General features: G+C 57.0%; 17 protein-coding genes. 9 read left to right on the top strand and 8 right to left on the bottom strand.

Going from position 1 to position 19,311, the window contains the following annotated elements; translation table 11 throughout:
- Window positions 1-158: 158 nt before the first annotated feature.
- The 8 genes from CLH62_RS20105 to CLH62_RS20070 form a co-directional block, all read right to left on the bottom strand.
- Window positions 159-839, bottom strand: a complete 681-nt coding sequence (locus CLH62_RS20105) for a sensor histidine kinase (RefSeq protein ID WP_099619966.1) — start codon at window positions 837-839, stop codon at window positions 159-161.
- Window positions 836-2,473, bottom strand: a complete 1,638-nt coding sequence (locus tag CLH62_RS20100; RefSeq protein WP_099619965.1) for a tetratricopeptide repeat-containing response regulator — start codon at window positions 2,471-2,473, stop codon at window positions 836-838. Before CLH62_RS20100 ends, CLH62_RS20105 begins: the two co-directional genes overlap by 4 nt.
- Window positions 2,470-5,988 (bottom strand): hybrid sensor histidine kinase/response regulator, encoded by a 3,519-nt coding sequence (locus tag CLH62_RS20095; RefSeq protein ID WP_099619964.1) that lies wholly within the window; start codon window positions 5,986-5,988, stop codon window positions 2,470-2,472. The genes CLH62_RS20100 and CLH62_RS20095 overlap by 4 nt, the downstream gene beginning before the upstream one ends.
- 53 nt (window positions 5,989-6,041) lie before the next feature.
- Entirely contained in the window at window positions 6,042-6,548 is a 507-nt protein-coding gene (locus CLH62_RS20090) for a hypothetical protein (protein WP_099619963.1), read from the bottom strand.
- A gap of 97 nt (window positions 6,549-6,645) precedes the next feature.
- Window positions 6,646-8,412, bottom strand: a complete 1,767-nt coding sequence (locus tag CLH62_RS20085) for a sodium:solute symporter family protein (protein WP_099619962.1) — start codon at window positions 8,410-8,412, stop codon at window positions 6,646-6,648.
- 6 nt (window positions 8,413-8,418) lie between these two features.
- On the bottom strand, window positions 8,419-8,682 hold the full coding sequence (locus CLH62_RS20080) for a DUF4212 domain-containing protein (RefSeq protein ID WP_099619961.1): 264 nt from the start codon (window positions 8,680-8,682) through the stop codon (window positions 8,419-8,421).
- 212 nt (window positions 8,683-8,894) lie between these two features.
- Entirely contained in the window at window positions 8,895-9,602 is a 708-nt protein-coding gene (locus tag CLH62_RS20075; RefSeq protein ID WP_099619960.1) for a 3'-5' exonuclease, read from the bottom strand.
- Window positions 9,603-9,619: 17 nt separating this feature from the next.
- Window positions 9,620-11,536, bottom strand: a complete 1,917-nt coding sequence (locus tag CLH62_RS20070) for a putative nucleotidyltransferase substrate binding domain-containing protein (protein ID WP_099619959.1) — start codon at window positions 11,534-11,536, stop codon at window positions 9,620-9,622.
- A 169-nt stretch (window positions 11,537-11,705) separates the two neighbouring features.
- Between CLH62_RS20070 and smrA the strand changes: the two genes are divergently transcribed.
- The 9 genes from smrA (at window position 11,706) to CLH62_RS20025 (ending at window position 19,305) form a co-directional block, all read left to right on the top strand.
- A complete protein-coding gene (gene smrA / locus CLH62_RS20065; protein ID WP_099619973.1) occupies window positions 11,706-12,287 on the top strand; it encodes a DNA endonuclease SmrA in 582 nt (193 codons plus the stop codon).
- Between the two features lie 63 nt (window positions 12,288-12,350).
- A complete protein-coding gene (locus CLH62_RS20060) occupies window positions 12,351-12,542 on the top strand; it encodes a hypothetical protein (protein WP_099619958.1) in 192 nt (63 codons plus the stop codon).
- A 77-nt stretch (window positions 12,543-12,619) separates the two neighbouring features.
- Entirely contained in the window at window positions 12,620-13,093 is a 474-nt protein-coding gene (locus CLH62_RS20055; RefSeq protein WP_099619957.1) for a (2Fe-2S)-binding protein, read from the top strand.
- A 1-nt stretch (window position 13,094) separates the two neighbouring features.
- A complete protein-coding gene (locus CLH62_RS20050) occupies window positions 13,095-15,299 on the top strand; it encodes a xanthine dehydrogenase family protein molybdopterin-binding subunit (protein ID WP_099619956.1) in 2,205 nt (734 codons plus the stop codon).
- Window position 15,300: 1 nt separating this feature from the next.
- Window positions 15,301-16,290 carry an XdhC family protein gene (locus CLH62_RS20045; protein WP_228152912.1) on the top strand — a complete coding sequence of 330 codons (990 nt, stop codon included), beginning with the start codon at window positions 15,301-15,303 and terminating at the stop codon, window positions 16,288-16,290.
- Between the two features lie 50 nt (window positions 16,291-16,340).
- Window positions 16,341-16,967 carry a methylthioribulose 1-phosphate dehydratase gene (locus CLH62_RS20040; RefSeq protein WP_099619955.1) on the top strand — a complete coding sequence of 209 codons (627 nt, stop codon included), beginning with the start codon at window positions 16,341-16,343 and terminating at the stop codon, window positions 16,965-16,967.
- A complete protein-coding gene (locus CLH62_RS20035) occupies window positions 16,964-17,524 on the top strand; it encodes a 1,2-dihydroxy-3-keto-5-methylthiopentene dioxygenase (protein ID WP_099619954.1) in 561 nt (186 codons plus the stop codon). The genes CLH62_RS20040 and CLH62_RS20035 overlap by 4 nt, the downstream gene beginning before the upstream one ends.
- Window positions 17,521-18,213, top strand: a complete 693-nt coding sequence (mtnC, locus tag CLH62_RS20030; protein ID WP_099619953.1) for an acireductone synthase — start codon at window positions 17,521-17,523, stop codon at window positions 18,211-18,213. Before CLH62_RS20035 ends, mtnC begins: the two co-directional genes overlap by 4 nt.
- Window positions 18,214-18,249: 36 nt before the next feature.
- Entirely contained in the window at window positions 18,250-19,305 is a 1,056-nt protein-coding gene (locus tag CLH62_RS20025) for a DUF3080 domain-containing protein (RefSeq protein WP_099619952.1), read from the top strand.
- Window positions 19,306-19,311: the final 6 nt, after the last annotated feature.

The following is a 19,311-nucleotide window of genomic DNA, read 5'->3' as shown; positions in this document are numbered from 1 at the left end:
AGGCGTGCCACGCACGCCGCAGGACGCGGGAGCGCAGCGACGGCGGGGCCGAAGGCCGACAGGCCTGAGCAATGTAGGTCATCGTCAGGCGCCTAATACCGAAACCCCAGTATCAATCGATGCTGGGGTTTTTTATTGCCTGAAAAGGAGTGCTTATATCACGGCAGCCAGATCTCAAAAACACCCCCGCCAAAGCTGCCGCCATTGTGCAGTTTAATCGAACCGGTCTTCTCCCCTTCGCTGTGAAGCTTGGCAACGGAAGACGCAAAGAACAGACCGAGGCTGGTGCTGCCACTTTTGAAATCCAGGGATTTGAAACTCAGGGTGCCAGTGTGCTGCATGCTGTCCGGGTACCCCTCTCCGTCGTCTTCAACACCTATCACAAGATAGCCGTCCCTTTCGCCGGCGGTAAGGCGGATCTTACTCTTGGTGTAGCGTATGGCGTTATTGATGGTGTTATTGAGTGCGCCGGTCAAAAGATCCTCGTCAAAAAAGCCGTTAATCTCCTCAGCCTCTATCGAGAAATCAATTCCCAGACCATCGAGTAGCGGGGTGTGCCTGGCCAGGTGCTCGGAGAGGAAGTCGGGCACAAAGTGCTCCTCGATATGTGCCGACAGGTTGTTTTCTCCTAGCCGATAAATGCCCAGTAGCTGAACAAGGTCGTTATGCATGCGTTCGGCTTCGTACTGCAGGGTGTTGAATCGTGAAGATTCCCCCAGGGCTTTCTCATGTTCGGCTCGCAGTTCGTCCAGGGAATTCAGTAGCATGCCAAGGGAGTTCTTCATATCGTGAACAGCGGAAGCAAGCACCATTGAGAAATCGATATTCTGGTTGTTCATTCGGTAAGCCCCTTCAGCTTGCGTTGCAAGGCGATGTAGCGTCGGTGTTGGCGGTGTTGCTCTGGCAGGTTTGATAACCGGTCCAGGCAGGACTGGCAACGCCTGAGAAGGTCGGTTTTACCTGGGTTACCGTCGTATTCCTTCATCAGAACCTGCACCAGGTTCAGGTTCAGGGCGGCATGATCAGGAACGATTTCCAGAGCTTTGGTAAACGTGTCCGCCGCTTCATGCAGGTTCCCGGATTCAAACGCCCGGATGCCGTCGCGGTTAAGAGTGCGGGCCTTGATCTTCTGCCGGAAGCCAACCGGCTCGTCCAGGAGGCTTTCAATTTTCTGCAGAGTGTGGGGATCATCGCTGAAGCGTTCTGCCATTTCGGCCAGAAGCTGTTTCGCTTCCGCCTCATGGCTCATCCGGAACAGGGTTTTTGCATAATCCAGCCCGGTTTGGGCATCCAGAACTGCAGTGTTCTCGAGTTTTGATCGAATACTGTGGAGCATCTTTGCGGCTTGCTGATCCTGTTCCTGGCCGGCATATACGCGGCACTGAATGATCTGACTGCGCATAGTGATGCCTTCTTCATCCGCGAACCGCTTTTCCATTTTCTTCAGCACAGCCAGCGCTTCTTTGGCCCGCGCGGCGCCTTCTTCTTCCAGGTCGCCCTCACTGAGGTCTGACAGCGTTTGCCCGAGAGCAAGATAATGCTCAGAGTTGTCGTGAATTGAGTAGGTTCCGAGCTCAACGGTTCTGCGCCACGCATCCGACGCAGTGTCCATGTCCTGATTGGAGTCGGCCAGTTCCGCTAGATGCTTCTGTCTAAGCAGGGCATTAGGGGAGTGTTGTGAGGCTTGCTCCAGTATTTGCTGGGCCTTGGTCGGACGACCCTGTCGCTCCAGACCTTCCGCCAGGAGGTCATAGGCCTCCATATAGTCCGGATGTTTGGCGATAAGCTCACGAAGGCCATCAACTGCGGCGTCGAAGCTTCGTTTGGCAAGCAGAACTTTGCACCGGCCAAGCTTTGCCCATGAAAGCTCACGTTGGGCCAGCACATCGTCATAAACCTTGAGCGCGTGAGCCAGATCGCCCAGACGGAAATAGAGGTCTCCCAGGGTTTTCATCAACCAGGTTTTGTGGCGCGGCTGCCTGGGAAGCGACTGGAGGCACAGGGAGATGGCTTCCGGATAGTTCTCCCGGTCCATTTCCCGGTTAATGGGCATCAGCGCGTTACGCTGACTGATGAGACTGCCAAGCCTTTTCTCTAGCACTGCCCGGTTGATCGGCTTGGTCAGATAGGCATCGGGTTGATTTTCCCTTGCCCCCATGACCATTTCCTTGGATGTCTCCGCAGTGACCATCAGAAACAGGGAGGAGCGTTTCAGGAGCTTTTTATGGCGGAGCTCTTCCAGTATGTGCTGCCCGTTTTTACCTTCCCCAAGGTTGAAGTCACAGAGCACTACATCCACGTGGTTGTAGGTGCAGTATTGGATAGCCTGACTGGCATGGGCAACCAACTCGATTTTGTCTGCGCCGCAGCTGCGCAGCATCTGGCGTATGGACAACCGGAAGTTCTCGAAGTCGTCGATAATCAGGTATGTCAGTTTACCGAAAGGATTGAAATCGGCTTTTGAATCGGTCATGAGCGCTTCTGCTTGAGTAACTTGTTAACCAATGCGCGCAATGCAGCGGGTTTTACAGGCTTGTAGAGAATCTGGTAACCACGGTTCATGGCATCTTCCCGAACTTCGGGTGCCATATACCCTGTAATTAGTATCCCCGGGATGTCCTCGCTAAGCGCGTCACGGATACTATCCATGGCATCCAGACCATTCTTGTTATCATCAAGCTGGTAATCGGCAAGTATAATATCGGGTCTCTGGCCTTCCAGTTTTTCCATGGCGTCTTTAAGGCTTTCCGCGGCGGTCACGTCACACTTCCAGTTACCGAGCAGAGCCACCATGCCCTGAAGAATGGCAGGGTCATTGTCGATACACAGGAAGTGAAGGCCACCGAGGTTTGACACCCGTCGTGAGCTGGACGCCGATTTGGTGACAGCGGGTTCGCTCTGTTCCGGCGCGGCGACAGGGACGGTGATTCCGAATACGCTGCCACGGCCCTGAACCGAGTGTACGCTAACCGGATGGTTCAACATTCCACTGATCCGGTCGACGATGGCGAGTCCGAGCCCAAGCCCTTTCTTGTCACGGCCGTGCTGAAAGCGGCGGAATTCCTCGAAAATATGCGCCAACTGGTCTTCGGGTATCCCTGGCCCCGTGTCCCAGACTTCGATGCGGATATACCCTTTTAATCTTCGACAGCCGAGCAGAATCTTGCCCTCCGGTGTGTAGCGTATGGCATTGGACAGGAAGTTCTGGACCACACGGCGTAGCAACTTGGCATCCGATCGGATCCAGGCGCTGCTCGGCACAACGTGCAGTTTCAGGTCCTGATCCTTGGCGATGGCTGAAAAGTCGGTTGCAAGATGGCGCATGATCTCGTTGACCGGGAATACGCCGATGTCCGGCTCCAGGGCGCCTGCATCAAGCTTGGAGATATCAAGCAATGTGCTGATGATTTCTTCGGCGGCACCCAGGGAACTGTCAATATGGTCCACCAGCTCTTTCATTTCGGTGTCGTCGGCCTTTCCGGCCAAGGCAGAGGTAAACAGACGGGCCGCATTGAGGGGCTGCAACAGATCATGACTGGCGGATGCCAGAAACCGGGTCTTGCTCTGGTTCGCTTGTTCGGCAACGGATTTTGCTTTCAGCATCTGCTCGTTGATGACCTGAAGCTCTTGTGTACGCTCCTTTACCCGCTGCTCCAAGTAGATATTGGTTTCCTTCAGGGCCTGCTCGGTCCGCCGCATGGCGGTTATGTCCTGGAAGGTAGTGACATAGCCACCCCCGGGGATCGGGCTGCCATCTACCCGCAAGACGGTGCCATCCGGCCTCTGGCGCTCATAGGACATTGGACGCCCTTCCCGCATGCTGGTGCACCGGTCCGCGACCACTTCATCAATCCTGCGGGCTGAGAGGTTAGCGTTCGTCAGGTTATACCGCATCAGATCTTCCACCGGGCGACCAACCCTCACAAATCCCTTGGGGTAGGTGAACAGTTCAAGATAGCGGTGATTCCAGACCACCAGCTGTTGCTGATGGTTAACCACAGAGACGCCCAGACTGATGTTTTCAATGGCTGACTGCAGCAGTTCACGACTGAAGGTCATGGCCTGGGAGGCTTCATCGACAATGCTGACCACGTCCTCAATCTGCATGTCGCGACCGGTGAGCGTGGATTCCAGTACGACACGGGCAGTGGATGCCCCGATAACGGAAGCCAGCTGACGCTCAATATACTTCATAAGGTGAGCAGAGGCCGGGCGATGCGGATGCAGCCGGATGGCGTTTCGGCGCTCGTAATTCCGGAATATTGTTTCGGAACGCTCCTCACCCATGAAGCGGTCAGTAAGGGCCTGCAGGTCGGAGGTCAGAATTTCGCCCTGCCAGCTCTGGTGCTGGGCAGTTTCCGCCTTGGGTTGGGGATCATGAAAGAACGAGGCAATCTGGATCTTCTCGCGAACACGCTGACGAGTCAGCATTGAAAGCACGATGTAGACTACAGTGTTGATGCCCAGGCTCCAGATGATGCCATGGCTGGTCTGGTCCAGTTCTGAGCCGAACAACGCAGTGGGCCGGGTCCAGCTGAGGCCCCAGATGCCCTGGTCTATCAGGGTATCTGTCATCCATCCTGTGGTCGCCAGGGCCGGCAGGAGCAGGGTGTAACACCACATGAGAAAGCCCAGCCCAAGGCCCCAGACAGCCCCCATGTAATTGCCTCGCCGCCAGATGATACCGCCAACCAGCGCCGGACCGAACTGGGCGGCTGCCGCGAACGATAACAACCCGAAGGCGGTGAGGCTGTAATCCTCGCCCGCCATTCGATAGAAGCCGTATGCAGTCAGCAGAACAACGAATATGGCTACCCGGCGTATGCTGAGAAGCAGATAACTGAGGTCGGTGCGCCGGTTCATGCCTGGCCGGAAGAACTTGAGTAGGGCGGGCATGATGATCTCATTACTCACCATGGTGGCAATGGCTACCGAGCAGACGATAACCATGGCGGCAGCGGCTGAGCCACCCCCGAGAAAAGCCAGCACTGCCAGCCATTCCTCGCCGGCCATGATCGGCAACTGGAGGATCAGTGTGTCGGGGTTGCCCGCTGCCAGCTCAGGAGACAGGAGGCCAGCGGCGGCAATTGGAAGCACAAACGCGCTGGCAACGATCAGATAGATGGGCATGGCCCAGCGGGCAATCTCGAAATCCCGGTGATCGGTGTTCTCCACCACCATGACATGGAACTGCCGTGGCAAGCAGATGATCGCGAGCATCGCAATCAGAGTCTGGGTAATGAAGGCCGGAGCCTCGATGCCATCGGTGGTCAGGGTGCCGAGCAGGTCAGCATCCTTCGCCCGGGAAAACAGGTCTCCAAAACCGCCATACAGGCCGTAGCCCACAAAAAGGCCGACGGCGACAAATGCCACGAGCTTGATCAGTGATTCAAAGGCAACCGCCTGAATCATACCACGGTGATGTTCCGTGGATTCAAGGTGCCGGGTGCCGAAAAGCACGGTAAAGACTGCCAAGGCTAGTGTGATGTACCAGGCAGAATCGTTCCAGGCTGCCGAACTCAGCTCCCTATATCCTGGATCTGTCGCGGATAGCACGTTAAAGCCCATGGCAATCGCCTTGAGCTGCAAAGCGATGTAGGGAACGCTGCCAATCAGGGCAAACGTTGCGATCATCGCAGCTAGAAGCTGGGATTTTCCGTATCGGGAGGCGATGAAGTCGGCTATGGACGTACTGTTGTTGCGTTTGCTGATGTAAATGATCCGGCGCAGTAGGGGCGCGCCGAAAACAAAGACTAACAGGGGGCCGAGGTATATCGGAAGAAAGCCAAGACCCTCCTGTGTGGCGCGGCCAACGGCGCCATAGAAGGTCCAGGAGGTAAAGTAAACCGCCAGTGACAGGGCGTAGATATGGGTTCGTGCGAGGCGGCGGCGATATAGGGCCGGGTGTTTGTCGCCGGCCCAGGCGATCACAAACAGGATCGAGATGTAGGTGATGGATATAAGAACCAGCAGCCAGGCACTAATCATAGATACACATTCCCGTCGGGGTCGGAACGCTGGGGCGTAATGCTATTGATGCATCACTCCACGCAGACGGTTTGATACAGAGCGTCTCCAGGCTCCAGCACCTTCAGGTTATCAATGCGCGGGCTTCCGTCAGATCCCAGTGGTACCAGTTCCCGAGTCGCGCAATTGATGATGTGAATCCGGTGAGAAACAGCGTCCGCCAGCTTCTGTTCAAAGCGATAGAGAGTAAACCGGACGATGTCATCGCTGTTCGTGTCTCGGCTGATACTTTTTGTATCGACAGTCGAAAAAGCAGTGACATACGGGAAAACAAAGGTCCAGGGTCGCCAAAAGATGCCGTCAGTTTCAGTATTTACAACCACTGCTTCTTCCGGCAGCCGGGATTGTTTGTGGTCGTACCAGGTGTACTCGGTGTAGATCAGATAGCCGAGCATTCCAGCGCCGGCAAAAACGGGGATGATCCACTTCGGGGCTGTGTTGCGGGTAGCGGCTCTGATACCGAGAGCGATACCTGCTGCACCCAGGCCGCAGACTACAGTGGCAACGAATGTCCAGAACATAAAATATTTTCCTTAAAAAAGAACGGGCTCCCTCATTGAGGAAGCCCGTTCAGTATCAACCTGTCAATTCAATGACTGAATCAGGTTGAGATGTTGCTTAGTGGTCTTGAGCTTGACCGGAACCACGCGGGTAACGGACGCTTTCAACCAGTTCCTGAATCTCAACGGGCGGTTCTTCAGTTGCGTTGGATACAATGAAGGCTACCGCAAAGTTGACGATTGCACCAACCGCGCCGATAGACAGCGGGGAGATGCCCAGTACCCAGTTTTCCGGGGTATCCGGCAGGTTATTGGTGCCCGGGATGAACAGCCAGCCCTTGTACACGAAAATGTACGCCAGGGTGAAGCCCAGACCGGTCAGCATGCCTGCAATAGCGCCTGTGTTGTTCACACGCTTGGAGAAGATACCCATCATCAGCGCCGGGAACAGGGAAGCCGCTGCAATACCGAATGCAAGCGCAACCACCTGTGCCGCGAAGCCTGGGGGGTTTGCCCCAAGGTATGTGGCAACAACGATGGCCACCGCCATAGAGATACGGGCAGCGAGAAGCTCGCCTTTTTCCGATATGGCCGGGTTAATAGAGCCCTTGATAAGGTCGTGACTGACCGCCGACGAAATCGCGAGCAACAGACCGGCCGCTGTGGACAGCGCTGCTGCCAGACCACCCGCTGCGATCAGACCGATTACCCAGCCCGGCAGGTTGGCAATTTCCGGGTTAGCCAATACCAGGATGTCCCGGTTGACTACCAGCTCGTTACCGTTCCAGCCGCGGGCGTCAGCCTGTTCCTGGAATGCCGGTACGTCGTTGTAGAGCTGGATCCGACCATCTTCGTTCTTGTCGGTGAACTGGATAAGACCAGTTACTTCCCACTCTCTTACCCAGTTTGGACGCTCATCGTACTGGATCGGCTCAGCTGCTGTGCCGTCCGGGTAGATGGTGGTCATCAGGTTCAGACGTGCCATGGAAGCAACAGCCGGAGCGGTCAGGTACAGCAGGGCGATGAAGACCAGAGCCCAACCTGCTGACCAACGTGCGTCAGCAACCTTCGGTACGGTGAAGAAGCGGATGATTACGTGGGGCAGACCCGCTGTACCGATCATCAGCGACAGGGTAAACAGAACCATGTTCAGTTTGTTGTCGATGTCGGCGGTGTATTCGTTGAAGCCGAGGTCGGTGATGACCTGGTTCAGTTTGTCGAGGATCGGCATGCCGGAATCAATGTGAGTCGAGAACAGACCCAGCGGTGGAACCGGATTGCCAGTCAACTGCATGGAGATGAATACCGCAGGAATGGTGTAGGCGATGATCAGTACGCAGTACTGGGCTACCTGGGTGTAGGTGATACCCTTCATGCCACCGAGTACCGCGTAGATGAATACTACAACGGCCGCGATCATCAGGCCGACGGTTGATTCAACCTCCAGGAAGCGGGAGAAGGCAACACCGGCACCAGCCATCTGGCCGATTACGTAGGTTACAGATGCTACGATCAGACAGAGGACCGCCACCAGGCGGGCATTCTTGCTATAGAAACGATCGCCGATAAACTCGGGAACGGTGAACTTGCCGAACTTCCGCAGGTATGGAGCCAGCAGCATTGCAAGCAGAACATAACCACCGGTCCAACCCATCAGGAAGGTGGAGTTGGCGTAACCACCGGCGGCAATCAGGCCCGCCATTGAGATGAACGATGCCGCGGACATCCAGTCTGCGCCGATCGCCATACCGTTGGTGACCGGGTGAACGCCGCCGCCCGCAACGTAGAAGTCCTTGGTGCTACCGGCTTTCGCCCAGATAGCAATCAGGATATAGAGGAGGAACGAGCCCCCTACGAACATGATGTTGATTGCAAATTGGCTCATTCGTTCTTACTCCTCGTGCACGCCGAATTTTTCGTCGATCTTGTTCATGCGCCACGCGTAGTGGAAGATCAGAGCGATGAACGTAAGGATGGAACCTTGCTGGGCGAACCAGAAGCCAAGATCAGTACCACCAATCGGAATTCCCGCAAGCATCGGACGGAGCAGAATAGCAAAGCCGTAAGATACGAGGGCCCAGATAATCAGGCTCCCGAATATCAGGCGGAGGTTCGCCTTCCAGTACTTTTCAGAGTCGTAGCTATGACCTGACATAGGATCACTCCTGTTTTGTTTTTGTGGAGGTTGGGTGGGTTTTTGGTGAGGCACTTCGGTTAGAGAATTTATTATTCATATAAGTACTTCTCCGACTATTTGTCCCTAGTGACTTTACTGGCCAAGCGATTTATAGATATTGGCAAAAGGTCTAATTCTCAGTCATTTGCCGAATATTTCATCGAGTTCTGCGGATTCGTTCGTACTCAGAATCAAAAACGATGCATGTTTTGCAGTCGCCGGCGATAATGAAGCTTGTCATGGAGTCCCTTAAGGGTTTTTACACCTTCTTTTCGGGCCTTATTCAGAGCCACCAGAGTCAACTCGGCGGTCGCCAGGGCATCGGATGCGGCGTGGTGTCTTTCTGCCACCTCCAGGCCGAAATAGTCGGCCCAATGATCAAGGCCCTTGCCCCCCGTCTTTGCATTCGGAAAAAACGCTGGCATCAGGTCTGCAACGTCCATCCAAGTGTGGCTCTGAGTGTAGCCAAGCTGGGCCCGCAGGGTTTTCTCCAGGAACTTCTGGTCGAATGCCGAGTGATAAGCCAGTATCGGATCGCCGTTCATCCATTCCAGCAAATAAAGCAAGGCATCTTCGGTTTCGTGGCCCTGGGTAAGGGCTTCAGGGCCGATTCCGTGGATGAGCACGGTTTCCCGTATATCCAGTTCTGGTCGCCGCAGTATCAGATCAAACTGGTCACCGAGGTGGATAATGCCGCCCCGGATGGCCACGGCACCGATCGCGATGACCTCATCCCTGGAGGTGTTCAGCCCCGTGGTTTCAAGGTCAAGGACAATCAGGCGGCAATCGGAAAGCAGTTGCTCCCCCGGTGATTTGGGATGGGGCAGATTGTCTGGGTCGTGACTGCCAATCTTCCCGCCCCGGCGCTGCTCTATCCAATGTTTGATCTGTTCCAGCATGACGTGTTGCCTGACGGTCAGAGTTGGTAGGTTACTTCGAGTTTCTGCTGCAACCGCTGAGCCTGTCTGAAGGACTCCCGGAGGATGCGTCGATCCAATGGATTCAGATCGTCCGGATCAATGTAGTTGGTCAGTTCTTCACCCTTTGCAAGCATTTCCTGGTGAGCCCGCATCCGGATGGCCTGGATCAGGCTATAGCCTTCCTTCCAGGCATTGGCGTCCTTCGGGTCAAAGACACCTTTCTTTGCCAGCTGGTCCATTCGCTCCAGGGTGTTTGCCGTTTCTACTCCGTTGGCGAGGGCAAAGACCCTGACCGCTTCCACAAATGGGGCCAGCCCCTGGCGTTTGAGATCCAGTGCATGCTTTTTCCCATCCGAGACGTAGCGAAAATTCCGGAACATCGTTAGCGGGGGCTTTCTCTGGAATGCGTTGCCCGCAAGCATCTTCTGGAAAAGCGCGTTTTTCCGGATCCGCGACAGCACTTTATCGAGTAAATCATGCAACGGCTCGGTGGGGCCGAAAATTGCTCTCATATCGAGAAATATTGAGGAGTACACCAGGTTCTGGGGTGTCGAGGCATCAATAAAACGGATGAACCATTCGTCCCATTCCCGGTCGCTCAGGCACAGCTTGGGGTTGCTGGCCATGATGTTGCCTTTGCACAGTGTAAAGCCGCACTCCGCCAGCTCCTGGTTGACGGTTTGGGCAAACGGTAGCAGTTTCTCCCGGACCTGTTCTGCGGTCATGCCGTCCGGGGTCTGGAACAGAATGCCGTTGTCCTGATCGGTCAGCAGTGTCTGTTCCTGGCGGCCTTCGCTGCCAAAGGTGAGCCAGGTGAAGGGAATGCCAGGGTCATTTTTCTTGATGTTCAGTTCCAGCACCCGTCGAACGGTTACGTCGTTCAGGGTGGTGATGATCTTGACCACCTGCCCCGAGTCGGCGCCGTGGGCGAGCATGGCATCGACCAGGCGAGAGACATCTGCGCGCAGGCTGACCAGGGTGCGCAAGTGGGTGGCGGTGCCGATGGTGCGGGCAAGATTGACCAGGTCCACCCGTTGCAGGGAGAAAAGGTCCCGCTCCGATACCACACCAATAAGCTTGTGTTCATCATCGACCACGCACAAATGGGCAAAGTGGTGTTCCGCCATCAGCATGGCAGCCTCAAAGGCATCCGCATGAGACGGGAGGCAGCAGGGATCTTTGGTCATAACCTGCCGAACCGGCGTGTCCAGGGGGCCCTTTTCCTCTGCGATCATGGTGCGCAGATCCCGCAGCGTAAAAATGCCGGTAGGATGGCGGTTGTCGTCGGTAACGATAATGCTGCCGACGTTGTTTTCGTGCATGCGGGCCACGGCTTTGCGTACCGGAAGGTCCGGGGAGCAGACAATCGGGTTGCGCAGCGCATAGCGCTCAAGGGGAGTGTCCAGTGATGTGCTGGAGCCCATGGAAGCCATGGCGCTGGACTGGATTCGCCGGTTTACCTGATCAAGCAGGCTGCTGACACCGCGCAGACAGAAATCCCGAAACGGCTCACTCTCGGAGAACAGATTAATAAAGGCATCCTGTCCGATGCTGAGGCAGAAGGTGTCTCCCGCCGCCCGGTGTAGGGTTCTGGTGGGTCGCTCGCCAATAAGGGCTGCGAGTGGAAAACATTCACCCTGGCTGATTTCAAAGGTGGTTTCCGTCCGGTCTTCCTTTTCATTATGCCGCTCGCCACGAATCCGGCCCTGTTTGACCACGTAGAATCTTTTTACCACGCCCTGGTCTGGGGACAGAACAGCATCGCCGTCTGCATAGAACTGCAGAGATGCGTGCTCGGCAAAATGTGCGAGGTGTGAATCATCCATGCTGGAGAAAGGCGCATGTTCCCGCAGGAAGGTCATAATTGCGCGGATGTTCTGGGGAAGGTTGCTTTCCGGGTTTGCTGCGGCCATGTCCGTATCCACTCGCTCGTTATTATTTTCTGTTGGAAGTGTAGTTCAGCGAGTACGGTCGCTGCCCTACGATTTTCGTCGCAAACCGGCTGACGCACGTCAGTTTTCTTTAAGGGGAGGAGGTCGGGTGGTAAAGTTCCTCTCGAACCCGGTCATTAATTGTAATGTTATGACTACCAAAGACGAACGCCTCAGTTTCCTTGAGGAAATGAAAGATGTCCGGCGCATCCGCAAGCCCAACCGCGCCGAGGTATCGACACCCCGTGAACTGACGCCAGGTCATCTTGAGCGACAGCGGGCCGCCGTGGAAAGTCCAATCCGGGACAAAAACCCCCTGACCTCAGACATGGTCGAACCTCTCACTGCCCACGACGTTCTGAGCTGGCAGCGTCCGGGCATACAGCACGGGGTATTCCGCAAGCTACGGCTGGGGCAGTACCCCATTGAAGCCCGGCTCGATTTACACCGGATGACGGTGGAGCAGGCCCGGAGAGAAGTGTTTACGTTTGTCGGTGATTGCGTCCGCTATGGTCTGCGCTCGGTAATTATTCTCCACGGCAAGGGGGAGCGCAATCCGGATGGCATTGCCCAACTGAAAAGTTACCTTGCCAAGTGGTTACCCGAGCTGGCTGATGTCATGGCCTTCCACTCGGCCCAAAGACACCATGGTGGAACTGGAGCGGTTTATGTCATGGTGCGAAAAAGTGAGCGGGACAAACAGAACAATCGTGAGCTTCACGGAAGCCGCTAACGGCTTCATTTTCAGAGGTCTTCAAAATCTGGCCGTTCAAAGGGTCAAACGGAGGTTATTGTCGTGAAAAAATCAATATTGGTTGTGGCTGCAGTACTGGCGCTGGCCGGCTGCAAGGATCGCGTAATCTGGAACGATAACGGTAAGGTGGAAGAGGCAACCTCGGACCGGGAAGTCTGGGACTCCAATGGCCAGATGGAAACCGGGGAGCGCAAGATCTGGGTTAACAAGGACGGACAGGACGTCATCAAGTAAGGCCCGGTGATCTTCGGCACCCCCAAGAACGATAAATCCGGCGCGCAGAACCGGAAAGCCTTCAGGAGAGAGCAGGAATGGCATTGAGGCTGACAGTCAATGGTGAGCAGCATTCGCTGGATGTGGAGGGGGATACTCCCCTGTTGTGGGTAATCCGTGACGAGCTGGGTCTGAAAGGAACCAAGTTCGGCTGCGGTGCCGGACTCTGTGGCGCCTGCACGGTACATCTGAATGGCCAGCCTGTGCGCTCCTGCTCGACGCCTGTTGAGATGGCGGACGGTGGTCAAGTGGAGACGATTGAAGGGCTTGGAAGTGGTGGTCAACTCCACGCCCTACAGGAAGCCTGGATTAAGCATGGCGTTCCGCAATGCGGTTACTGCCAGTCGGGCCAAATTATGAGTGCAGCGCACTTGCTGGCCAACAACCCGGCACCCTCACGGGATGATATTGTCGCCGCCATGACTGGCAACCTGTGCCGTTGCGGAACCTACTCCCGGATTATTGCGGCGGTGGAATCCGTCGCCGGTTCATCGAACGGTCAGGAGGCCTGACATGGCGATGAATCGACGTGATTTTCTGAAGGTCAGCACTGGTGCCTCTGGTAGCCTCGTGGTCTCTCTGGCTTTGCCGGGTTGTGCCGGAGTCCAGGCCGGTTATGAGCCTCGATCCGGCGAATGGCGGCCGGATGCCTGGCTGGAATTGACTGAAAGCGATGAGGTGTTTTTCACCCTTGCCCGGGTCGAGATGGGGCAGGGCACCTACACCGGGCTGACCACCCTGATCGCTGAAGAACTGGAAATCGAGCCAGAGAGGATTACCCCTCGTTTCGCTCCGGTTGCGCCCGAGTATCGTAACCCCCTCTACAAATTGCAGCTCACCGGGGGCAGCACCAGTTTGGCAACCAGCTGGGAACCTCTGCGAATGGCGGGAGCTGAAGCCCGGCTGATGTTGATAATGGCGGCGGCACGGGTCTGGAATGTAGATGCTGCCGAGTGTCATGCGAGCGAAGGACGGGTGGTACACCCGAACGGCATTGATTCCATGGCCTATGGCACGCTGGTGGAGCTGGCTTCAAAAGAAGTTGTTCGCGGTGACATTGCCCTGAAGCCCCGTGAGCGATGGAAATACATTGGCAAGCAACGGGGCAGGCTGGATGCTCGGGCCAAATCCACTGGCACGGCTGTGTACGGTATCGATGTGGAGTTGCCAGGCATGGTCTACGGGGTGATTGCCCGACCGTCCAGGCACGGGGGTCGTGTGAGGCGTTTCAACGGCGATGAAGTCCGGGCCATGGCCGGCGTGCTTGAGGTCTTTGAAACCGGGCGCGGCGTCGCTGTGGTTGCCGACAAGTACTGGCGTGCCCGGAAGGCCCAGGAGGCCCTCAGCATCGAATGGGATTTTTCGGAGGCCTTGTCGGTATCCACGGATGATGTTTTTGAGTCTTATCGCACTGCGGCCGATGAAGATCCGGGCGAGTCCGAGCGCAGTGAAGGCAGCTTTGAGCGCGCGGTCGAGAGGGCAGAGCGAGTACTGGAGGCAGAGTATGCCCAGCCCTACCTTGCCCACGCGACCCTTGAGCCGATGAACGCAACGGCCTGGTACCGGGGGGGGCGGATGGAAGTCTGGGCGCCGACCCAGGCGCCGGACCTTGGCAGGATCGCGGTGGCAAGGGTGACAGATCTCGGGCCGGATGACGTCATCATCAATACCACCTTCCTCGGAGGCGGCTTTGGCCGTCGATTGACCCAGGATTATATTGAGGAAGCGGCTGCCATAGCGTACCGGATCAAGAGGCCGGTCAAAGTGATCTGGTCGCGGGAAGAGGATATCCGGCACGACCTGTATCGTCCGGCGATGCTGCATCGGATGAAAGCCAGCCTTGCTGGCGGCGATCTCACCGGCTGGCACCACCAGATTGTCGGTCCCCAGATTCTTGATTGGTATGTGCGAAATGCCGCGCCAGCCCAGTACCCCTGGGCGCCGAAGTTCATGTACGACACCCTGGGCAAGGTCGGCCTGATGGCCGAAGGCATTGCCACGCCTAAGGATATGTCCGCCATTGAGGGCGCCGTAGAGTACCCGTATCAGGTAGACAATATCGATATCCGCCATACCCACACGGACCCAGGTGTACCCATCACCTGGTGGCGATCGGTAGGCTATTCCCACAACGGTTTCGCGGTGGAAACGTTCATGGATGAACTTGCCCACGAAACCGGGGAGGATCCTTACCAATTCCGTCGCCGGCTGGTGTCCTCGGAGCCCCGGCATCTGGAAGTGCTCGATCGCGCTGCGCGCCTCGCCGACTGGGCCGCGCCAGCGCCTCAGGGCCGTGCCCGGGGCATCGCCCTGTTCCGGAGCTTTGGTACCTACGTTGCGCAGGTGGTAGAGGCGGGAATTGAGAACGGTGCGATTCGGGTTTACAAAGTCGCCTGCGCGGTAGACTGCGGCCAGGTGGTTAACCCCCATATCGTGGCGGACCAGATTGAAGGCGGTATCCTGTTCGGGCTGACCGCCGCGCTCTACGGAGAAATCACGCTGGAGAACGGACAGGTCCAGCAGAGCAATTTTCACGACTACCAGCTGATGGGGCAGTACGAACGCCCGGAAGTGCTGGTGGATATTGTGGACAGCGCCGAAGCGCCAACCGGTGTCGGCGAGCCAGGTGTACCGCCGGTGATCCCGGCTTTTGGCAATGCGCTGTTTGCCCTGACCGGTAAGCGTCAGCGCAGCCTGCCATTGAAAGCGGAAGCCTGATATGCCGTTTTCCTGGTCGTCGCTCGCTGCTGCTCATCGATCCGTGATTCGCGACATTACTGGCTGGCTTGAAAAGGGTGAGAGGGCTTGGTTGTGCACTATCGTGGAAACCTGGGGCTCCTCCCCAAGACCGGTGGGCTCCTGGCTGGCCATCGGCGAGTCCGGACAGTGGAGCGGGTCGGTATCCGGCGGCTGCCTGGAAGAGGACTTACTCAGGCGCACGGCTGAAAATGGCCCGGATCAACCGGTCCTGATTGACTACGGCATTACCGTCGACGACCGTGATCAGTTCCAGCTGCCCTGCGGCGGTCGAATCCGGCTTCTTGTCGAACCGCTATATAGTGCGGCGGGCTTTGACCACGTTCGGGCGCTGGCGGAGGCGCTGGGCAATCGTGAACCGGTTGCCCGGCGCGTTCCTCTTCAGGGCGTAGCGACACTTGAATACCGGCGATCCCATAACCGTACCTCGGTCGAATTTGACGGTGAGCAGCTGGTTCACTCTCTGCAGCCAGAATGCCGGCTACTGCTGATTGGTGCTGGAGAGGTGGCCCGATACGTAACCGAGTTCGCCACAGCGGCGGATTTCTCCGTGACCCTCTGTGAGCCCCGGGAGGCCTTCGCTCACGGATGGGGGTACCCGCACATTCTGCTCGACCGCCGCTTGCCCGATGATCTGGTGGCGGAAGACTTCAACGACGCCTTTTCCGGCGTTCTGGCCCTGGCCCATGACCCCCGGATTGACGATATGGGTCTGCTGGCGGCTTTGCAGACGAATGCGTTTTACATTGGCGCCATGGGCTCCCGAAAGACCTCGGCAGCAAGGCGTAAACGGTTAGCTTCCCTGGGACTGGAAGGGAAGGTTCTGGAACGCTTGCGGGCACCGATTGGCGTCGATATTCCAAGCAAGACGCCGGCCGAAATTGCCATCTCGGTGGTCGCGGATCTGATCTCGGCGAGACACCATTTGCGGGCCGCCTCTTCATCCCTATAATGACGGCAATGGAGCGCGTCTAAGGCGTTCCGAACCCCGGGAGAGAAACCGTGTTTGATGTAACCCGATACGCCGTGGCTGCCGACTCGATTGTCGAAGCCGGGCGATTCCTGTACCAGCGAGGCTGGTCGCCGGCGACCAGCAGCAATTATTCTGCGCGTATAGACGGGGAGCATATTGCCATCACCGTGTCTGGTCGCCACAAGGGGCAACTGGGCGCTGGCGATGTGATGGTGGTGGATCTGGCGGGCAATCCGGTTCAGAGCAACTGCAGCTCTTCCGCCGAAACCCGGCTGCACTCCGTGCTGTACGAAGCCTTCCCGGATGTTGGCGCGGTGCTTCATACCCACTCGGTCAAGGCGACTGTGCTTAGCCGGGTGCTGGCACCGGGCCGGTCGCTGGAGCTGGAAGGGTACGAACTCCAGAAGGCCTTTGCCGGCGTTGAAACCCACGAATCGGTATTAACCGTTCCGATATTCGACAATACCCAGGATATTGACGCTCTTGCGCAGGAGACCCGGGACTGGTTCCGGGCCCATCCGGAGCAGCCCGGCTACCTGATTCGGGGCCACGGCCTCTACACCTGGGGAAAGACCATGGCCGATTGCCTGCGCCATGTCGAGGCCTTTGAATTCCTGTTTGAATGTGAGCTTGAAACCATGAGGGTGCGCCCATGACTACCTTGAGTATTTTTGATCAGAGCCAGCCAGAGACGGCCCGCACGGTCACCGAAAACCCGGCCGAAATCCGCGATCTGCTGGCCGGGAAGGGGATACGCTTCGAGCAATGGCCGACCCGGGATCTTCCGGCGGACGCCTCCCAGGAGGAAATTCTGGAAGCCTACGGCGACGAAGTGGCACAGCTGAAAGCGGAGTGCGGGTTCCAGACTGCCGATGTGGTGAGCCTCAACCCCGACAACCCCCAGAAAGAGGCTTTCCGCCAAAAGTTTCTGGACGAGCACACCCACAGCGAGGACGAAGTCCGCTTCTTTGTCCGGGGGCAGGGCCTGTTTTACCTGCATTTCGGCGACGAAGTGTTTGCCGTGCTGTGCCAGAAGAACGACCTGATCAGCGTGCCGGATGGCACACCACACTGGTTTGATATGGGGCCGGAGCCGGAATTTACCTGCATTCGCCTGTTCTCCAATCCGGAGGGCTGGGTTGCCGACTTCACCGGCGAGGACATTGCCACCCGGTTGCCGCGCTATGAGGTACTGGCCGGAGCGGCGGGATGATCCGGGTGATTCTCACGGACATCGAGGGTACTACCAGTTCCATCTCGTTTGTCCATGATGTTCTGTTTCCCTATGCCAGCGAGCACCTGCCGGACTTCATTCGTGCCCAGCACCAAGAGAACCCCGCGGTGGCAGAGCAACTGAATGCGGTGGCCGAGAAATCGGGTGTGGCCCGTGAGGATGTCGATGGGCTGATCGAGGTCCTGCAGGGCTGGATCCGCGAAGACCGCAAGGAAACATCGCTTAAGGCATTGCAGGGGATGGTCTGGGAGCAGGGCTACCAGCAGGGTGAGCTTAAAGGCCATATCTACGCAGATGCAGCCGATTACCTCCAGCGCTGGCATGATCGGGGCCTGCGTTTGTTCGTATATTCGTCCGGTTCGGTCAAGGCCCAGAAACTGATTTTCGGTTTTACCACGGAGGGAGATTTCACGCCGTTTTTCTCTGGCTACTTTGACACCCGCATCGGCGGCAAGAAAGAAGCCGACTCCTACCGGAACATCCTGGCAGAGCTGGGTGTTGAGGCCAGCACCGTGTTGTTCCTCTCGGACGTGGAAGCCGAGCTTGAAGCAGCCGAAGAGGCCGGTATGAAAACCGCATGGCTGGTGCGCGAGGGGGACCTCCCGGAAGCCGGACGTTTTGTGGCCCGTGATTTTGCGGAGGTCGATACCCTGCTGCAGAAGCGGTAACCCCGTGACCGTGATCCATCACTGCAGGAGGAAGCCATGTTCGGCGCCGGATTATTCAGAATAGCCATTCCGGTTCTGGCTTCGCTTCTTGCGGGGTGTAACCCCTTCTCCGATGCGCGCCCCATGATGGATGAGTATGTGGAACGGGTAGCCAGGGTCCTTGAAACCGACCCCGCACTCTCCGGCATTGATGCCGCCAGTCAGCTTCCCCGTCGCAGGGACAGGGTGCTGACCATGCCCGATCTGGACATGGGAATGCTGGATTTCCTCTCGCTCTATGGCTGTCAGCTGCAATACGTTGTCGGCGAGAAAAACTCGGTGATGGGCCGGGTCATGCAGCCTCTGAATCGCCTGCGTTATGAGATCCGGTTTATCGAGGCGGCAAGGGAGTGTCTTCCTGAGATAGAAGATGAAACCCTCTCTGAAGAGTTGGGCGAGGCCATTGAGAGCAAACGGGAATCGCTGCCCATTGCCATCTGGAACGCCACCTGGGGCGTGGAAGAAGTTGAGAAGCTGTTTACCCTGGCCAAAGGCGACTATCCGGTTTCATCGGAAGGAAATCCAATCTCGGATCTGGCCCGCGATGTTGGCAGGCTCAACGCGACGGTTTCCAGATTGCTCTCGAACGATCTGTCGGTGTCACTGGATTTCGCCGGAGCGGTTCAGCAGCGTTGGCAGGCGGAGCACCGCGCAGGGCAACTGATCAATAGTGCGCTTCTGCTGACGGCGAGGTTGAAGGATGGCACCGCATTATTGAGGCAGCGGATTGAGGGCAGACCTCTTTGCCTGGACGGTAAGCCCAATAATCAGTCGGATATCCTGCAGAATATGTTTTTCAGCGTGTATATCGGTAAGGTGCAGCCCTACATGAGCGAGCTTGCGCGGGCCCGGACCGAGCTGATTGTGCCGTTTGAGCAACTGGCGAAGATGCAGGCCGATGTCATGCCCGAAAGCTTTCGGACATGGTATCAACGTCATCTGTCACAGGGTTCGCAGCCCAGTCTGTGGCGCCAACTGGACGTGGCCATGATGAACCACACCAGGGCCTGGCAAGACCTGCTCGAGCAGTGTGGTCTGCGCCCTGGAGCCTGAGCCTTA

The sequence above is a fragment of the Marinobacter guineae genome, from assembly GCF_002744735.1.
Lineage (GTDB): Bacteria > Pseudomonadota > Gammaproteobacteria > Pseudomonadales > Oleiphilaceae > Marinobacter > Marinobacter guineae.
Note: the sequence above shows the minus strand (reverse complement) of the source record. Positions and strands in the feature narration are given on the sequence as shown.

Excerpts from the sequence above, each read along its gene's own strand:
- CLH62_RS20105 (WP_099619966.1), bottom strand. The coding sequence starts at position 839 with ATGAACAACCAGAATATCGATTTCTCAATGGTGCTTGCTTCCGCTGTT.
- CLH62_RS20100 (WP_099619965.1), bottom strand. The coding sequence starts at position 2,473 with ATGACCGATTCAAAAGCCGATTTCAATCCTTTCGGTAAACTGACATAC.
- CLH62_RS20095 (WP_099619964.1), bottom strand. The coding sequence starts at position 5,988 with ATGATTAGTGCCTGGCTGCTGGTTCTTATATCCATCACCTACATCTCG.
- CLH62_RS20090 (WP_099619963.1), bottom strand. The coding sequence starts at position 6,548 with ATGTTCTGGACATTCGTTGCCACTGTAGTCTGCGGCCTGGGTGCAGCA.
- CLH62_RS20085 (WP_099619962.1), bottom strand. The coding sequence starts at position 8,412 with ATGAGCCAATTTGCAATCAACATCATGTTCGTAGGGGGCTCGTTCCTC.
- CLH62_RS20080 (WP_099619961.1), bottom strand. The coding sequence starts at position 8,682 with ATGTCAGGTCATAGCTACGACTCTGAAAAGTACTGGAAGGCGAACCTC.
- CLH62_RS20075 (WP_099619960.1), bottom strand. The coding sequence starts at position 9,602 with ATGCTGGAACAGATCAAACATTGGATAGAGCAGCGCCGGGGCGGGAAG.
- CLH62_RS20070 (WP_099619959.1), bottom strand. The coding sequence starts at position 11,536 with ATGGCCGCAGCAAACCCGGAAAGCAACCTTCCCCAGAACATCCGCGCA.
- smrA (WP_099619973.1), top strand. The coding sequence starts at position 11,706 with ATGACTACCAAAGACGAACGCCTCAGTTTCCTTGAGGAAATGAAAGAT.
- CLH62_RS20055 (WP_099619957.1), top strand. The coding sequence starts at position 12,620 with ATGGCATTGAGGCTGACAGTCAATGGTGAGCAGCATTCGCTGGATGTG.
- CLH62_RS20050 (WP_099619956.1), top strand. The coding sequence starts at position 13,095 with ATGGCGATGAATCGACGTGATTTTCTGAAGGTCAGCACTGGTGCCTCT.
- CLH62_RS20045 (WP_228152912.1), top strand. The coding sequence starts at position 15,301 with ATGCCGTTTTCCTGGTCGTCGCTCGCTGCTGCTCATCGATCCGTGATT.
- CLH62_RS20035 (WP_099619954.1), top strand. The coding sequence starts at position 16,964 with ATGACTACCTTGAGTATTTTTGATCAGAGCCAGCCAGAGACGGCCCGC.
- mtnC (WP_099619953.1), top strand. The coding sequence starts at position 17,521 with ATGATCCGGGTGATTCTCACGGACATCGAGGGTACTACCAGTTCCATC.
- CLH62_RS20025 (WP_099619952.1), top strand. The coding sequence starts at position 18,250 with ATGTTCGGCGCCGGATTATTCAGAATAGCCATTCCGGTTCTGGCTTCG.